The following is a 15,444-nucleotide window of genomic DNA, read 5'->3' on the forward strand; positions in this document are numbered from 1 at the left end:
GGGCCGATGACAGTTCGTACCCTCCTCCGACGCTTCGAGGACTCGGACGTGGAGATAACTGTGTACGGTCCGCCCGCAACGAAGACTGTGGTAGAGCGTCTGGCAACTCAGGGAATCGACGCCACCTGGCGGAAACTCCCGACTGGACACCAGAACGCGTTTGTCGTCGTCCGCCGCGACGGCGCGTTCGCCGGGACACCGCCACTCACAGCGCTGCAGGCGTTCTTATGTAAGCCGACGACAGAGCCCGACGACAGCAGGGTGCCTGACAGTGACCCGGACCGGCAACTTCTCTACTCGGCGCTCGCGAACACGCTCCTCGCATCGCTCACGCCGGCACAGTTGCTCGCAACGTCGCACGAGTTCGAGGACAGGGCCTACCGCGTCGGGGAGGGAACGCTTCGAGTGAGCTTCCAGTCGCTCTCGATCTTCCGCTCTCAGCGCGCCCGATACCAGACGCTCGCCAGCGACACGGACCTCGACATCCACGTTTACGGACGAGACGACTGGGAGCCGCCAGCGATTCCCGGAATCTCGTTCCATCCGCTCACAGACACCGTGCTCGAACAGGTGTGGCTGCTGGCGTTCGACGCCGCCGGCGACGACCAGAACAAGTGTGCACTCGTCGCCGAAGAAACCGAGGACGGACCGTTTCGTGGTCTCTGGACGTACAACGCACGGCTGGTCGACGAAATCATGACGGCGGTTGTGGCTGTCGACGAGTAGCAACTGACCACGAGTCGGCCCGGAAACACCCAGCGGATGCTATGCCGGACATGACAGCGGGACCCGAAGTCCGAGGCCATTACGCTCGATAGCCGTTCCGAAGGGCCGAGAGCGCTCCCGGAGTGTCTCACGAAGCCACTCAGCCACCGCTTCGTCGGCGCGTCCGACCTGTGTGTACGCGTTCTCGACCGGCGTGAGTTCGAGCGCGGCCAGCCGGCCGTCCTCGATATGGAGTTCGAACAGGAAGCTCCGGTCGTTGCGGTAGCCGTCCTTGACCGCGTAGTCGTCGACGAAATTACCGGTGTCGTACATGATGGGGCGACCGCGGTACACCTCGACCCCCTGGATGACGTGGGCGCTGTGGCCGTGGACCACGTCGGCCCCGTTGTCCACCAGCCAACGGGCGAAGGCCTGCTGTGTCTCGCCCGGTTCGGTCACCCAGTTCGGCCCCCAGTGAGCGGTGACGACGAGCAGGTCGGGGTCGGCGTCGCGGGCCGCCGCCAGCGCGCCCCCGACGCGGCGGCGAGTCAGCGGGTGGTTCGGGTCCAGCGGTGCGTATGCCGTGCCGGGACTGTCGCCGTCGGCGGCGTAGCTGGGTGACTGGTCAGTGACGGCGACGACGGCGATCGAGAGGTCGCCGATCTCGACGAACGCCGGCTCGAATGCTGTCTCGCTATCGACGCCGGCCCCGGCTGAGGCGATGCCAGCGTCGGCGAGGTGAGCCGGCGTGTCCGTGAGTGCCGCCGGTCCGAAATCGAACAGGTGGTTGTTCGCCAGTCCGGCACAGGAGACGCCGGCGCGGTCCAGCGCGGCCACGGCCCATTTCGGGCTCGCTCGGAAGTGGAACGTACGGCCGGGCCGCGGTTCGCCGCGGTCCGAGAGACAGCATTCGAGGTTCGCCACCAGCCCGTCGAGTGACTGGAGTTCGTCGAGCATCGACCCCCAGACGGCCGTCGGTCCGTCGGGGGCATCGCGCCAGCGTTCGTCGACGCTCCGGCCCAGCATCACGTCGCCGACGAACCCGAGGCGTAGTGACGCGTCCGTCGGGACAGACGGCGGACACGACACGTCCGCGTCGTCGTCGGCACCTAGACACCCCGAAACGGCGGTGAGGCTCCCGAGTGCGGGGCCGCCGCTGGCGAGGACGGTTCGGCGGGTCGGTGCCACAGTGAATAGAACATCGGCTGGGACCGCCTTGAATTTCAGTGACGTAAAAACCATCCAGGGTGTGTCGTATTGAGACACACTCCGGACGGTTACTTTTAGTTACCAATCCTCTATCCAGGTATGTCAAGCGACACTGCACGGGACTACGACGGGGACGAAGAGTGTACGACCACGGAGTCGTTCGCCGACCACGGCCTCGACGACGGCAGCGTCCTCATCAGCCGGACGTACAACCGAATCGCGGCGGACGGCGAACCCACGTTCGAACCGCCCTCGGAGTTTTTCGACACGCTGGAGGCGGCGTTCATCTGGGCCTACATCGGCACGATTGACGAACCTGGCGTCCCGCCCCATGTCGAAGCGGCCATCGAAGACGCTCGGGAGTTCACGCGCCAGGAGTTCGAAGACGACCCTGACGTGGACCTTCGAACGGACGTGATTCCGACGTTCTACCAGCAGGTCGCCGGCTTCCACTGCGCCTATCGAGATTAAAAGAGCAACCGCAGGCGGACTGTTGGGTGGACCGCTCTATTCGAGGTGGTGATAGTCGAGTTCGTAGCCGACGTCGACCGCCTCGCTGACTTCGTCGCTCGGTTCGGCGACGCCGCGAGTCGTCAGTTCGAGCCCGGTATCGCCGCGGTCTACGAGGATGTTCCGCCGCCACTCGGGGTCCACGTTGGGCGCGTCGGTGCGGTAGTGCGCGCCGCGGGACTCGTCGCGCTTGCGTGCGCTCAGCAGCAGGGCCTCGGCAACCGTGAGGCTGAAGAACAGATCGACGGCGAGTTCGAACGACAGGCTGGTCCGGTCGCCGTCGATACCGATGTCCCCAGTCCGTTCGCGAAGGGCATCGAGCGCGGCGAGGCCGTCCGACAGTGAGTCGCCGTTACGGAGAATACCGGCGTGCTCCCACAGCAGGTCGCCGAGGTCCGCGAGTAGCCCTCCGGGCGTCTCGTCTCCGTCCGACGCCGCCAGTTCCTGCAGCGACCGGAACTCGCGCTCGGCGATGGCACGCTGACCAGCCGGCAGGGCGTCGTCGCGGTCGTCGTCTGTCACCTGCGCCGCGACGTGGTCGCCGACGAGCGCGCCGATGGCGACCGTCTCCGCCAACGAGTTCCCGCCTAGGCGGTTCGCGCCGTGGACGCCTGCGACCGTCTCGCCGACAGCGTAGAGCCCACTGACGCCGGTTTCCCCGGTCTCGAAGTCGATGTCGACGCCGCCCATCGAGTAGTGGGCGGTCGGCGCGACTTCCATCGGCTCCTCCGTGATGTCGACGCCGAGGTCCATGAACCGCTCGTACATCCGCGGCAGTCGGGACTTGATGTACTCGTCGTCGCGGTGGGAAATGTCCAGATAGACGCCGCCGTTCTCGGTCCCACGGCCCTCGCGGAGTTCCTGTGCGATGGCACGGGCCACCACGTCGCGCGCGTCGAGTTCCATCTGGTCCGGCGAGTACTCCTCCATGAACCGCTCGCCGTCGGCATTGAGCAGCCGACCGCCTTCCCCGCGGACCGCTTCGGTGACGAGGCGGCCGTCCCAGTCCTCGCCGTAGCGGTCGCCGACCATCCCCGTTGGGTGGAACTGGACGAACTCCATGTCCATCAGCGACGCGCCGGCTTCGAGCGCCAGCGCCGGGCCGTCGCCGTTGTTCTCCTCGTCGCGCGAGGAGTGGCGGTTATACAGCGCGGAGGAGCCACCCGCCGCCAGGACGACGTGATCCGACTCGAAGAGGATGAACTCGCCGCTCTCCATGTCGTAGCCGGCCGCCCCGTAGACGCGGTCGCCGTCCGAGAGCAGCCGCGTGATCATCACGTTGTCGCGGTAGGGAATTTCGAGCGACTGGGCCCTGTCGACGAGCGTGTCCAGCATCGCCTCGCCCGTGCGGTCACCGACGAAGCAGGTCCGGCGGAACGACTGCGCGCCGAAGTAGCGCTGATTGATCTTGCCGTCTTCGGTCCGATCGAAGGGGGTCCCCCAGTCATCGAGTTCCCGGATGCGGTCGGGCATATGCTTGGTCGTCAGCTCGACTGCTTTCGGGTCGTTGATGAAATGGCCCTCGTCCAGCGTATCGGCGGCGTGAATCGTCCAGTCGTCCTCGGGGTCGAGCGATCCCAGCGAGGCGTTGATGCCGCCGGCGGCCCACGTCGTGTGTGCGTCGCCGTGATCCCGCTTGCCGATGACCAGCGGCTCGACACCGTTCTCGGCGAGTCCGATAGCGACCCGCGCCCCGGCAGCGCCAGCGCCGACGACCAGCACTGGTACCGACACCGTCTCGTAGTCGACCGCCGGGCCTACGTCGGTCGCCCGACCGTCGGCAGCCTGCTCGCCGTCAGCGGATGGCTTCTGTGGTGTCATCGTCTAACGTAGGGGCTGTGGACTTATCAGGGCTTCGCGCGCACGCGCACGAGAAAGCCGCCAGCGTTCAGTCACGATCACACATTCACGACTGCTGGCAGCGCAAGGCCGATTAGTCCTCGCCTGCCGTCACCGACCCGCCACCACCGGACTGCACAGTCGTCTCTTCCGCGCCAGTTCGATCCGCATAGACGATCTGCCAGCCAGTGACCCCCATGAACAGGAGCACGAGCGGCGAGAGAAAGCCGAAGAAGTAGTACGGCGCGTATTCCAGCGTCGGGACGCCGAGCGTCCCGGCCATGAACAGACCGCCGCTGCTCCACGGGATGAGCGCACTCGTGGTCGTTCCCGACGCTTCGATGGCTCGGGAGAGATTCTGACTCTTGAGCCCCTGTTCGTTGTACAGATTACCGAGCGTCATCCCCGGGACCACGATACTCACGTACTGTTCTGCTGCGAGAATGTTCATCGAAACAGCGGAAACAGCGGTCACGCCTGTGAGGCTCGCGACGTTGTGACAGAGTCGCCCGAGATGGTGAGAGAGGACCGCGAGCACGCCGGCTCGTTCGAGCAGTCCGCCCAGCGCGAGCGCGGCAATCGCAATCGTCACGATCCACGCGCCGCCGGTCAGCCCCCCGCTCTCTAGGAGTCCGTTCACGAGTTCCATGCCCGTCTCCGGCGCTGTTCCGGACTGTGCGGCCGACCAGGCGGCACCGAACCCGGTTCCCTGCACGAGCATCGAGGTTGCGACGCCAGCGAACACGCCCGTTCCGAGCGTCGGCAGTGCGGGGATGCCACGCAGCGCAAGCCCGAAGGTCACAACGACCGGTAAAAATACGAACGGCGAGACGACGTACGTGCCCTCGATTGCCGCCTGGATGGACGCAACCCGGTCAGTAGGAATGGCCCCAGCGGCCCGCAGTCCGAGGCCGGCGTACAGGAGGACGGCAATCGTGAACGCGACGAGCGTGCCGGCCCGCATCGCGTTGATGTGTTCGTACAGGTCCGTGTCTGTCACTGCGGCGGCCAGGTTCGTCGTATCCGAGAGCGGGGACTGCTTGTCCCCCGTGTAGGCCCCGCTGAGGATGGCACCGGCGGTCATCGGCTCGGAAATACCCAGTCCCGAACCGATGCCGATGAGCGCCACCCCGAGTGTCCCGGCCGTCGTCCAGGACGAGCCGACGGCGAAGGAGATTATCGCAGAGAGGATGGCCGCTACTGGGAGAAACACTGTCGGCGTGAATAGCTCTAAACCGAAGTACATGAGGCTGGGAATCGTGCCCGCCTGAATCCACGACGCGATGAGCGCGTAGACGGTGAACATGATGAGAATTACCCGCATGCCCATGAGCAGGCTGCTGGCGATCCCGTCGTACAGGTCTTCCCACGTCAGCCCGAGGTGATACCGTGCGAACAGGCCGGTGAAGGCGATCCCCCAGAACAGCGGGAACTGTGGGTCCAAGTCGAAGGCAATGAGGCCCACACTGAGGAACACAATCATTCCCGCAATCGGCACGAGAGCGGCACCCAGCGACGGCCGCTCAGACGGGTCGATATCGTCGAACAGCCGGGGTTCGAACTCGACCATCACTGCACCCCGTCGCGCCTAGCTGGCCGGACTCCGACATGGCTTTGGTTTGAAGCTGGGTGTTCCCGCCAGCCCTGTCGACACGCTCCGATACGCCTCTGCCGACCACCTGCGACGGCCCCGCGTGTCATATTTATATCGGCGATAACCACAGGTGGGTTAAAACAGGCTCCATTCCGGCGTGGGCGTGAGGATTGGTAGCTTACTACTGTCTGTCGACAGTGTGTGCGTCCGCCGGGTCGAAGCCGACTGTCACCGTGCCCGTCGGCGGGTCTTCGGCTCGTAACAGGATTTCTCGACCCTCCCAGTCGAGATGAACGCGCGTCGTCTCCCCGAGGAACTCCGCGCTCGTGACGGTCGCCGTCAGCGCGTTCCGGTCGGCATCGAGGGTAAGCCGCTCCGGTCGCACACAGAACGTGAGCCGGTCCCCGGCCGAGACAGCGGCCTCCGGGTCGCTGTCACCATCCAGGGCCACTGAGAGCGTCGTACTGTCGACCGTCACGTCCGCGATGGATCGTCCACTCTCGTCGCTGGAATCGTCAACCCTGTCGGTCGACCGAACTGCCGTCACCTCACCGCTGAGGACGTTGTTGTCGCCGACGAAGGTGGCGACGAACTCTGTCGCCGGCTCGCGGTAGATGGTCCGCGGCGGCGCGACCTGTTCCGGCGTCCCGTCTCGCATGACTGCCACGCGGTCTGAGACAGCTAAGGCCTCCTCCTGGTCGTGGGTGACGTAAATCGTCGTAATGCCCAGTTCCTGTTGAATCTCGCGGACCTGCACGCGCAACCGTTCCCGGAGCTTCGCATCCAGGGCGCTCATCGGCTCGTCGAGCAGGAGCACGTCGGGGCCGGGGGCCAGCGCGCGGGCCATCGCCACCCGCTGTTGCTGGCCGCCGGAAAGCGTGTCTGGGTCCCGGTCCTGCATACCGTCGAGGTCCACCAGCTCCAGCAGCTCACGAACCCGCGCTTCGTCGCTGCCGCCGCCGGGCGGGTCGGAGAACGAGAGGCCGTAGGCGACGTTCTCCCCGACGGTCATGTGCGGGAACAGCGCGTAGTTCTGGAAGACGACGCCCACGTCGCGGCCCTCCGGCGGGACGCCGGTGACGGACTCGCCGCCGAACCGGACTTCGCCCTGCGTCGGGTCCTCGAAGCCGGCGATGAGCCGGAGCGTCGTCGTCTTCCCGCAGCCGGAGGGGCCGACCAGCGTGAAGAACTCGCCGTCCCGAACGGAAAGCGACAGGTCCTCGACGGCGGTCGTCTCGCCGTAGCGTCTGGTGACGCCGTCGAGTTCGACGGCCGGCGGGGCGGTCCGGTTCACGGCAGCACTGTCCGACGGCGACTCCTTAGAACCCAACGTCGTCACCCCCCAGCCGGTCGATGAGCAGGAAGCTCGCGCTGGTGACAACGAGCAGGACGACGCCCATCGCTGTCGCGGGACCGAGACGGCGGCCGATGAACCGCTCGATGGCGATGGGCATCGTGAACTGGTTCGTTCCCGAGGCGAGGACAATCGTCGCCGAGAACTCCCCGATAGAGATAGCGAACGCAAAGGCGGCCCCAGCGATGACCGCTGGCCACACGAGCGGCAGTTCGATGTCCAGCAGCGCTCTGGCACGCGGCGCGCCGAGCGCGCGGGCGGATTCGACCAGCGTGTGGTCGACTCCCTCGAGTCCGGGCGCGACCGTCCGGACGACGAACGGGTAGCCGGCGACGGCATGGGCGGCGACGATGGCGAGGCCGCCGCCGACGGCGAGACGAGTGTCGCCGACTTCGACGCCGAAGACGAGGCCTCGGAGCAGGCCGAGGCCGACGACGATGCCAGACACGGCCAGCGGGGCCATCGCCACGGCGTCGACGAGCTTCCGACCGCGGTAGTCTCGGGTCGTGAGGACGGCCACGACGACGCCCATCGGCAGGGCAACGGCGAGCGAGGCGACCCCGAACAGCAGTGAGTTCCTGACCGCATCCCACGGCTGGACCTGGAACGCTGCGCCGGTCGTCTGGCGGTCGATGAGGAACTGATAGTTCGCCAGCGTCAGCCCCTCCGGGCCGCTGAGGCTGGCGAGCACCATGCTCGCTATCGGCGCGACGAACACCGCCAGCGCGACGACGGCGTAGACGGCGAGCCCCAGCCGGGGGAGCAGTTCCCGGACCGAGAACGACGGCGGTGTCAGCGGCCGCCGCGGAAGCGGTCGAATCCCCCGCGACCGGACAGTATGCTTGGCCTCGTACCGGAGGTACGCGTACAGCAGCCCCAGCGAGATGCCGAGTTCAATCAGCGCGAGGGCGGCCGCCTCGGCGTACTCCAGGTCTCGGATGAGCCGGTAGACGAACACCTCGACGGTCGCCAGCTGGAACCCGCCCAAGGCGAGGACGATGGGGAACGTACTGAAGGTGAACACGAACGTCAGTGCTGCGCCCATCAGCACCGACGGGTACAGCTGCGGGGCGACCACGTCGCGGAACGCTCGGACGGGGCTCGCGCCGAGGCTCCGGGCCGTCTCGACCGCACTGGCGTCGACGGACTCCCAGGCAGCGGTGGTCACCCGCGCCACGAGGGGCGCGTTGTAGAACGCGTGGGCGACGATGACCGCCTCCAGCGTGAACAGGAGGTTGACCTGTCCCAGACCGAGCGCGCCGAGGACGGCGTTCAGCGTCCCGTTCCGGCCGAACGTGGCGACGAAGCCGACGCCGACCATTATCGACGGCAGGACGAACGGGAGAATCGTCAGCGACCGGAGCGTCCGCCGGCCCGGGAACTCATACCGAGCGAGCAGATACGCCGCCGGCAGGCCGAGAGCGACGCTGGCGACGGTCGAGAGAGCCGCCTGATACGCCGTGAAGCCGATGACGCCCAGCCGCCGGTCCGGCGACAGTGCGTCCTCGATGACGCTCGCTATGGGTTCGCCGGCGAGCAACCGCGCCGGCTCTCCGAGGTAGAACGGGTCCCGCAGTATCGAGACGAACACCCGGCCCGTCAAGCGGCCGTCGACGAGGACGCTGTCGATGAACACCGTCGCCACCGGGTAGTAGAAGATGCCAAGCAAGAGGGCGATAGTTGCGACCGCGAGCCCGACGATTGCCCGACGCTCGATAGTGTTGCGGACGGTTCGGCCTCGCTTGCTGGATGGACTACTCGCTGTCTCTGTCATCTTTTCGCTGTCGGCACCATCCGCGCCGCCGTCGAAATCTCGGGCCACAGTCGGTCGTCGTTAGTTCGAGGCGAACTGCCGTTCCCAGTCGGAGATCCAGCCCGAGACGGAGCCCTTGAGTTCGTCGTAGCCGAACGTGACCGGCTCCGGGGGCTCCTGAGCCAGTTCGGCGTAGTCCTCGGGGAGGTCGGCGGATTCGGTCGCCGGGAACTGGACGTTCCGGACAGCGATTTCGCCCTGAATCTCCGGGCGCAGCAGGAAGCCCATGAACTCCCGGGCGAGGTCGGGCGTGTCCGCTCCATCGAAGACCGCCATCCCTTCCGGGTTGGCGTAGCCCTGGTCGTTCAGGAAGCGGATCTGGTGTTCTTCCAGATTGGCGTCGTTCTGGTCCGCGAACACCTGGTCGGTGGAGTAGGAGACGACCATCGGCGCTTCGCCGCCCGACCACGCGCTGTAGGCATCGCTCCAGGAGCCAAGCACCCGAACGTCGTTGTCCTGCAGGTCGCTCCAGTAGTCCAGATAGCCGTCCGGGCCGAACTGCTTGACCGTGTGCAGCAGGAACGCCCGGCCGGTAGCCGAACTGGCGGGGTTCTGCGTGATGAGGTCGCCGGCGTGTTCCTCGGCCAGCAGGCCGTCGAAGGTCTCCGGCGCTGTGGTCTCCGTGCCGTCGAACACCAGACTGATGTAGCCGGTGTCGTAGGGGATCGCCCGGCCGTCGGGGTCGAACTGCAGCCCCGGTTTGATGTCGTCCTGGCCGGCCACGTCGCCGACCCCGGCGAACAGCCCGTCGTCGAGGTTCTCGTCGACCCGGACGAGGTGGTCCGTGTTCAGCCCGAGGTACATGTCGGCCTCGATGTCGACGCCGGCGTTCCGGCGTTCGATGTAGTGGTTGACCTCGTTGCTCGGCGTCTGCCAGATCAGGCGGGCGTCGAACTCCTCCTCGAAGCGCTGTTTCACCCACGCGCCCGGACTCGTCGACGGCGAGTCGACGAAGGCGCTGTAGGTTCCGACGACGAGCGTTTCCTCTACATCGCCGGCGTCGCCGGTACTCGTTCCGGTCGCAGTCGACTCGTCCGTACTCGATGCCTCGGTGCTCGACTCGTCGCTACCGCCCAGCCCGGCACAGCCGGCAAACGAGACGGACACTGTCACACCGGCCGCTGTCAGGAAGGAACGTCTATCCATTACTCCGTGGTCACACCCAGTGGTACTTAACGCCGGTGTTCCCGAATCCTAACGCGTCACCCCTCAAAACACCGCAACAGCCGTTATCACCCCGCGGTACTGCAGGATGGTGACGGCGTTGTAAGCAACGACCGCGAGCGTCACCACGGCGAACAGGGCGAGAAACACCGTCGCGTTGTGTTCGGAGAGCAGTCGCCACCCGGCGACCAGCCACAGCATCGCCCCGAACTTCACCAGCCAGAGGCCCGCCAGCCCGAACTCCGCGAGCATCGTGCTGACGACGACGTTCCCCTCTTGCAGTCCGACCGTGAGCCCAGTCATCGTCAGGAGGATGTCCCCGACTGTTGCGACGAGGATGACGGTCCAGAGTACTGCATGTGTGTGCGACAGGTGGTGTTCCCACCAGAGTGTCACCGCACTCTCGTCCGTCTCCGGGTTCGCTTTGCCGGGCATCACCGACATATTGGACGGAAACAGCATGAATACTCGGGCCAGTCGTGTCGACGAAGGGACTGTTTTATTTTCGCCGTCGTGGAATCTCCCTCCAATGAATATCGTCGGCAAGTGCCCGCCGACCACAGCCAAGCTCGACGCCGCGGCCGACCGAGGCTTCGACAGCGTGGAACTCCACCTCCGGCCGTCGGACCTCGACGACGTCGGGGCTACAGCGGCGATGGTCAAACAGTCACCCGTCTCGGCGGCGTCGGTCCACACGCTTCACGCCCGCCCGGACGATCCGGAACCGTTCCGCCGGAGCGATGCGCTTGCCGAGCGACTCGACGCTTATCTCGTTGTCCACAGCCAGTACGCCCAGCACACGCACACCGCCCTGCTGGACAGCTACGACTTTGCCGCCCCCTGCGGCTACGAGAACAACCCTGGCGCGAGCCAGTTCTCGCTGGCGAATCTACTGCTCGACCGCAGCCACGATCTGGTGCTCGATACGGCCCACCTGTTCATGTCCGAGCCAGCGTATCTGGAGTCACTTTCGGACCTCTTGAAAAGCTACGGCGACCAGATTCAGGTCGTCCACTTCACCGACGGAACGCTGTTGAACGACGGCCTCCCCTTCGGCGACGGGGAGATACCCCTCGAACGAACAGCCGAAATTTTGGCTTCGGAGTTCGACGGCAACGTCGTGCTTGAGGTCATGCCCGACGACCAAGCCGACGCCCGCCAGCGCGTGCTGGAGTGGCTCGACTAAGCGGCGATGGCGGCCGTGGTCTGGGAAAAGGTCATTGAGACTGACGAATCCTTGTTCCGTCAGTGAATCATGGCTCAGACACACCTTTTTGCCAGTCCGCACCGAGTGTGGTGATACGACATGGCAACCGACGTGCTCGATAGGGCGTACGACGACCAGGCGCAGGCGCTGGACGCCGATGGCGAGATCGTCGACCCGGACCTCATCCCGGACCTCTCTGACGAGAAACTGGTTTCGATGTACCGCGATATGCGCTTTGCGCGGCAGTTCGACGAGCGGATGATAAGTCTCCAGCGGCAGGGTCGGCTCGGCACCTACTCCTCGCTGGCGGGCCAGGAAGGGTCTCAGGTCGGGTCGACGTACGCGCTGGCCGACGAGGACACAATCTTCTATCAGTACCGGGAACACGGCGCGCTCGTCGCCCGCGGGCTCCCCTGGGAGTACGTCCTCTACTGGATGGGCCACGAAGCGGGCAACGCCGCTCTCGGCGACGTGAACGTGTTCCCGCTGAACATCTCCATCGGTGCACACCTGCCCCACGCCGTCGGGTGGTCGTGGGCGGCAAAGCGAAAGGGCGACGAGCGCGCCGGTATCGTCCACTTCGGCGACGGGGCCACCAGCGAAGGGGACTTCCACGAGGCGATGAACTTCGCCGGCGTGTTCGAGACACCAACGGTGTTCTTCTGTAACAACAACCAGTGGGCTATCTCCGTCCCGCGGGAGCGCCAGACCGCCAGCCAGACGCTGGCGCAGAAGGCCGACGCCTACGGCTTCGACGGCGTGCAGGTCGACGGGATGGACCCGCTGGCGACCTACACCGTCACCGAGGCCGCACGGGAGCGGGCCGTGGGAGCCGACGGACAGGAGCGGGGACCCGTTTTCATCGAAGCCGTCCAGTACCGCTTCGGCGCACATACGACCGCCGACGACCCGGACGTGTACCGGGACGACGCGGAGGTCGAGCAGTGGCGCGAACGCGACCCGCTGGACCGCATGGAGCAGTTCCTCAGGAACTGCAATCTGCTGGACGACGAGAAGATCGACGTGATGGACGACACCATCGACGAGCAACTCGGCGAGATTATCGACAACGCGGAGGCTCACGCCGCTGAACCGACGGATCTCTTTACCGACGTGTACGCCGAGTCCACGCAGAACATCGACGAGCAGCAGGAGTACTTCGAGGCGCTCCGCGAACGCCACGGCGACGACGCCTTGCTGGAGTCAGAGTAGCCGACCGAGCCTGTTATTGCCGTCCCGTCGCTTCCGTCTACTGTGACAGAGTGGCCACCGGTGGACCCTGCCGACGCAACGGCCGTTGCACAGCAGCGTGACGAACTGGTCGCGGCGGTCCGGGACCACGCCGGACAGGTCGCCTACCAGCTCGCCCGGCTGGAAGGCGGCGACTACGGGCAGGCGGACATCGAGACCGACCGCGGCGAGTGGACCGTCAAGTACGAGGGCGGCGATCTGGAGTATCTGCGGTTCTCGCCGTCGCGCGGCTCGGACACGTACGTCATCTCGACCAAACAGCCACCCGAGCCGGAGCCGCTGGCCGCCGCACTCGCCGACTACGACGCCTTCGTCGAGGGGTTCAACGACTACGTCGCGTCGCTCGACGGCGTGCTCGACGACGTATCGACCGAGTTCCCGGAAATTGCCACCACCGACGGCGTCGTGGCCGAGCGCGACCGTGTCCTCGGCCGCATCCGCGAGATTTGCGACCAGATTGCCCGGGAACTCCAGCGCTACGAGGGCGGCGACTACGGGACCTTCACCGACCGAATCGGCGGCACGCGCTGGGAACTCAAATGGGACACCGACGGCGCGTCGTACCTCCGGGTCGGCGGGAGCAACGGGCTCTATCTCCTCTCGCAGTACGAACCGCCGTCGGCCGCCGACATCCGGGAGTACGCCCCCCAGTTCGCGGATTTCGTCGACGCCTACAACGACCACGTCGACGAACTGGAATCGGACCTCGGAACCGTTGAACTCTGAGTCGGAGCGGTCTGTCCTGCTCTCGGTAGCGTTCCGCTCGGTGAGCGTGTGGTGTGTCAATTCGGCCAGCGCTGTCATTTTCGCATAATCGCTTTACTGAAGTCGAATTACCGTAGAATACCACCGAACAATATGTCGGCAGGGTTTTCAGGGGGCCTCACCCAAGCCGGAGGTATGAGTTCGACCGAAACCGTCGACAGTTCGGCTGTTAGCAAGGGAACACTCGGTGAATACGCCGAAGCGATGGGGCCGTCCTGGATCGCGGGTGCAATCGCCGCCGGCCCGGCGACGATTGCCAGCCTCGTCACCGCTGGCGGTGCGTTCGGCTACAGTCTCCTGTGGGTCGTCGTCCTCTCCGCGGGGGCGGGAGCGCTGGCCCAGTACCTCGCGATGCGGCTGGGACTGCTGACCGAACGGGGCATCGTCGCCGTCGTCGAGGAGCACCTCGGCGACGCGTGGGCGTGGCTGCTGGTCGGCGACGCGGTGCTTGCGGCCGGCGTGGCACAGCTCGTAATCATGAAGACTGTCGCCACGGTCTCGGCGACGGTGACCGGTATCGACGCGCGAATCTGGGGCGTCGCCTGGGCGCTCATCCTCGCGGCGGGCCTGGCCGGCGGCGGCTACCGGTTCCTCGAACTCGCCGCGAAAGTCCTCGTCCTGCTCGTGGTCGTCGCGTTCGTCGCCAGTCTGTTCGTCGTCCCCATCGACGCCGGCGCGGCGGTGACCGGACTGATTCCGTCCGTCCCGTCCGGGAGCGCGCTGGTCGCGGCCGGCATCCTCGGCGGCGCGGTCCACATCACGCTCATCACGATGCACTCCTACACGATGCGAGCGCGGGGCTGGACCCGCGAGGACTACGACCTCGCGACGGTCGACGTGGGGGCGTCTATGCTGGTGGCGTTTGGCATCTACAGCCTCGCCATCTTCCTGGTGACGGCGAGCGTGCTCACTTCCGGCGACCTCACGACGGTCGGCGCTGCGGAGGCCCTCGGTCCATTGGTCGGCGACAGCGCTCGCTGGCTGTTCCTGCTCGGCCTCTGGGGCGCGGCCGTGTCGACGCTTGGCGGCAACACCATCGTCCCGCCGTTCCTGCTCGCCGACAAGCTCGGCTGGGGCACCACTATCGAGGACAGCCGCTACCGCGGGCTACTCGTCGCCGTCGCGCTGCTCTCTGCCCCGGGCGCGTTCATCGGCGGGAACGTGCTCGGCCAGCTCGTCCTCGTGCTTGCCCTCGGCACCGTCGGCACTCCGTTCGTCATCGCCCTTGTCCTCTATCTCCTGAACTCCGACGCGGTTCCGGAGTCGAACTCGCTGGCGGCGAACGCCGGCGGGCTGGCGCTCATCGCAGTTTCGGGCGGGCTCGCCGGGAACTTCGTCGTCGAACAGCTCGGCGGCGGCGTCGGCCCGCTCTCCGGGTTCGTGCTGGCGTTTGCCATCGTCCTCGGCCTCGCCATGGCCGGCCTCGGCGGGAAGTTCCTCCGGGAGGAACTCCTCGCGTGACCGGCGTTGGATTCCCACTCTCTGGGTCGACGCTCGTCACCGGTCCCTCCAACGCCGGCAAGACGCGGACGACCGCTGCCGCCATAGAGGCATGGCTCGACCGCGAGGGCACCGAGGGCGTTGTCGTCCTCGATTTCGCGCCCGAAATCGAACTGGACGGGACTGTATTAGGCGGCCGTCTTGATCGATTTATCAGCGTCCCGGAGTCGGTCTGGGTCGGCCGGATCGACGCCAGTGCGCCCCGCGCCGAGAGCGAGACGGCCGAGCAGGCGGTCGCACTCGCCCGGGAAAACGCCCGCCGTGCCGAGCGACAGATTGACGCGCTCCCGGAGAATCCCCGCGCGGTGTTCGTCAACGACGCGACGATTCCGTTCCAGCACGACGCCGCTGCGGTCAGCCGGCTCACCGAATACTGTAAAAAGGCGGACGTAGCCGTCCTCAACGCCTTCGACAGCGACGAACTGGGCGTCGATAATCCGGTGTTCCGGGCCGAGCGGGACGCGCTCGATAGGCTCCGGCGCTGGGCCGACCGGATCGTCGATCTGTCGTAGCGTCCCGTCGAACGGTGACCG

General features: G+C 66.2%; 14 protein-coding genes. 7 read left to right on the forward strand and 7 right to left on the reverse strand.

All coding sequences use genetic code 11. The annotated features are described in order from the left end of the window. Positions 1-6 precede the first annotated feature (6 nt). The gene (locus SG26_RS12265; RefSeq protein WP_050006896.1) at positions 7-726 is read left to right on the forward strand and encodes a DICT sensory domain-containing protein; all 720 of its coding nucleotides are present in this window, start codon (positions 7-9) and stop codon (positions 724-726) included. Between the two features lie 39 nt (positions 727-765). Here SG26_RS12265 and SG26_RS12270 read toward each other — a convergent pair whose 3' ends face one another. Next, a complete protein-coding gene (locus SG26_RS12270; protein ID WP_050038280.1) occupies positions 766-1,893 on the reverse strand; it encodes a CapA family protein in 1,128 nt (375 codons plus the stop codon). A gap of 120 nt (positions 1,894-2,013) precedes the next feature. Here SG26_RS12270 and SG26_RS12275 point away from each other — a divergent pair, with 120 nt between their 5' ends. Beyond that, positions 2,014-2,385, forward strand: a complete 372-nt coding sequence (locus tag SG26_RS12275; RefSeq protein WP_050037708.1) for a hypothetical protein — start codon at positions 2,014-2,016, stop codon at positions 2,383-2,385. A 36-nt stretch (positions 2,386-2,421) separates the two neighbouring features. Here the strand turns inward: SG26_RS12275 and SG26_RS12280 are convergent, their stop codons facing one another. The 6 genes from SG26_RS12280 to SG26_RS12305 form a co-directional block, all read right to left on the reverse strand. Then, a complete protein-coding gene (locus SG26_RS12280) occupies positions 2,422-4,245 on the reverse strand; it encodes an L-aspartate oxidase (RefSeq protein ID WP_050037709.1) in 1,824 nt (607 codons plus the stop codon). Positions 4,246-4,357: 112 nt separating this feature from the next. After that, positions 4,358-5,833, reverse strand: coding sequence for a Na+/H+ antiporter NhaC (gene nhaC, locus SG26_RS12285; RefSeq protein WP_050037710.1), 1,476 nt, complete (start codon positions 5,831-5,833; stop codon positions 4,358-4,360). 205 nt (positions 5,834-6,038) lie between these two features. Further along, positions 6,039-7,151 (reverse strand): ABC transporter ATP-binding protein, encoded by a 1,113-nt coding sequence (locus SG26_RS12290; RefSeq protein ID WP_050037711.1) that lies wholly within the window; start codon positions 7,149-7,151, stop codon positions 6,039-6,041. 25 nt (positions 7,152-7,176) lie between these two features. Further along, the gene (locus SG26_RS12295) at positions 7,177-9,033 is read right to left on the reverse strand and encodes an iron ABC transporter permease (protein WP_050037712.1); all 1,857 of its coding nucleotides are present in this window, start codon (positions 9,031-9,033) and stop codon (positions 7,177-7,179) included. Between the two features lie 12 nt (positions 9,034-9,045). Then, positions 9,046-10,170, reverse strand: a complete 1,125-nt coding sequence (locus SG26_RS12300; protein WP_050037713.1) for a thiamine ABC transporter substrate binding subunit — start codon at positions 10,168-10,170, stop codon at positions 9,046-9,048. A gap of 63 nt (positions 10,171-10,233) precedes the next feature. Further along, positions 10,234-10,623, reverse strand: a complete 390-nt coding sequence (locus tag SG26_RS12305) for a DUF5658 family protein (protein ID WP_151146797.1) — start codon at positions 10,621-10,623, stop codon at positions 10,234-10,236. Positions 10,624-10,717: 94 nt separating this feature from the next. Here SG26_RS12305 and SG26_RS12310 point away from each other — a divergent pair, with 94 nt between their 5' ends. The 5 genes from SG26_RS12310 (at position 10,718) to SG26_RS12330 (ending at position 15,423) form a co-directional block, all read left to right on the forward strand. Beyond that, the gene (locus SG26_RS12310; RefSeq protein ID WP_050037714.1) at positions 10,718-11,374 is read left to right on the forward strand and encodes a sugar phosphate isomerase/epimerase; all 657 of its coding nucleotides are present in this window, start codon (positions 10,718-10,720) and stop codon (positions 11,372-11,374) included. 120 nt (positions 11,375-11,494) lie between these two features. Further along, complete coding sequence (gene pdhA / locus SG26_RS12315) at positions 11,495-12,607, forward strand: pyruvate dehydrogenase (acetyl-transferring) E1 component subunit alpha (RefSeq protein ID WP_014039819.1); 1,113 nt, start codon at positions 11,495-11,497, stop codon at positions 12,605-12,607. Between the two features lie 60 nt (positions 12,608-12,667). Continuing rightward, a complete protein-coding gene (locus SG26_RS12320; protein ID WP_014039820.1) occupies positions 12,668-13,372 on the forward strand; it encodes a hypothetical protein in 705 nt (234 codons plus the stop codon). A 174-nt stretch (positions 13,373-13,546) separates the two neighbouring features. Further along, positions 13,547-14,872, forward strand: a complete 1,326-nt coding sequence (locus SG26_RS12325; RefSeq protein ID WP_050037715.1) for a divalent metal cation transporter — start codon at positions 13,547-13,549, stop codon at positions 14,870-14,872. Next, positions 14,869-15,423: a hypothetical protein gene (locus SG26_RS12330; RefSeq protein ID WP_014039822.1), complete on the forward strand. Its 555-nt coding sequence runs from the start codon at positions 14,869-14,871 to the stop codon at positions 15,421-15,423. The genes SG26_RS12325 and SG26_RS12330 overlap by 4 nt, the downstream gene beginning before the upstream one ends. The last annotated feature ends 21 nt before the right edge of the window (positions 15,424-15,444 follow it).

The sequence above is a fragment of the Haloarcula sp. CBA1115 genome (assembly GCF_000827835.1).
Classification (GTDB): Archaea; Halobacteriota; Halobacteria; order Halobacteriales; family Haloarculaceae; genus Haloarcula; species Haloarcula hispanica.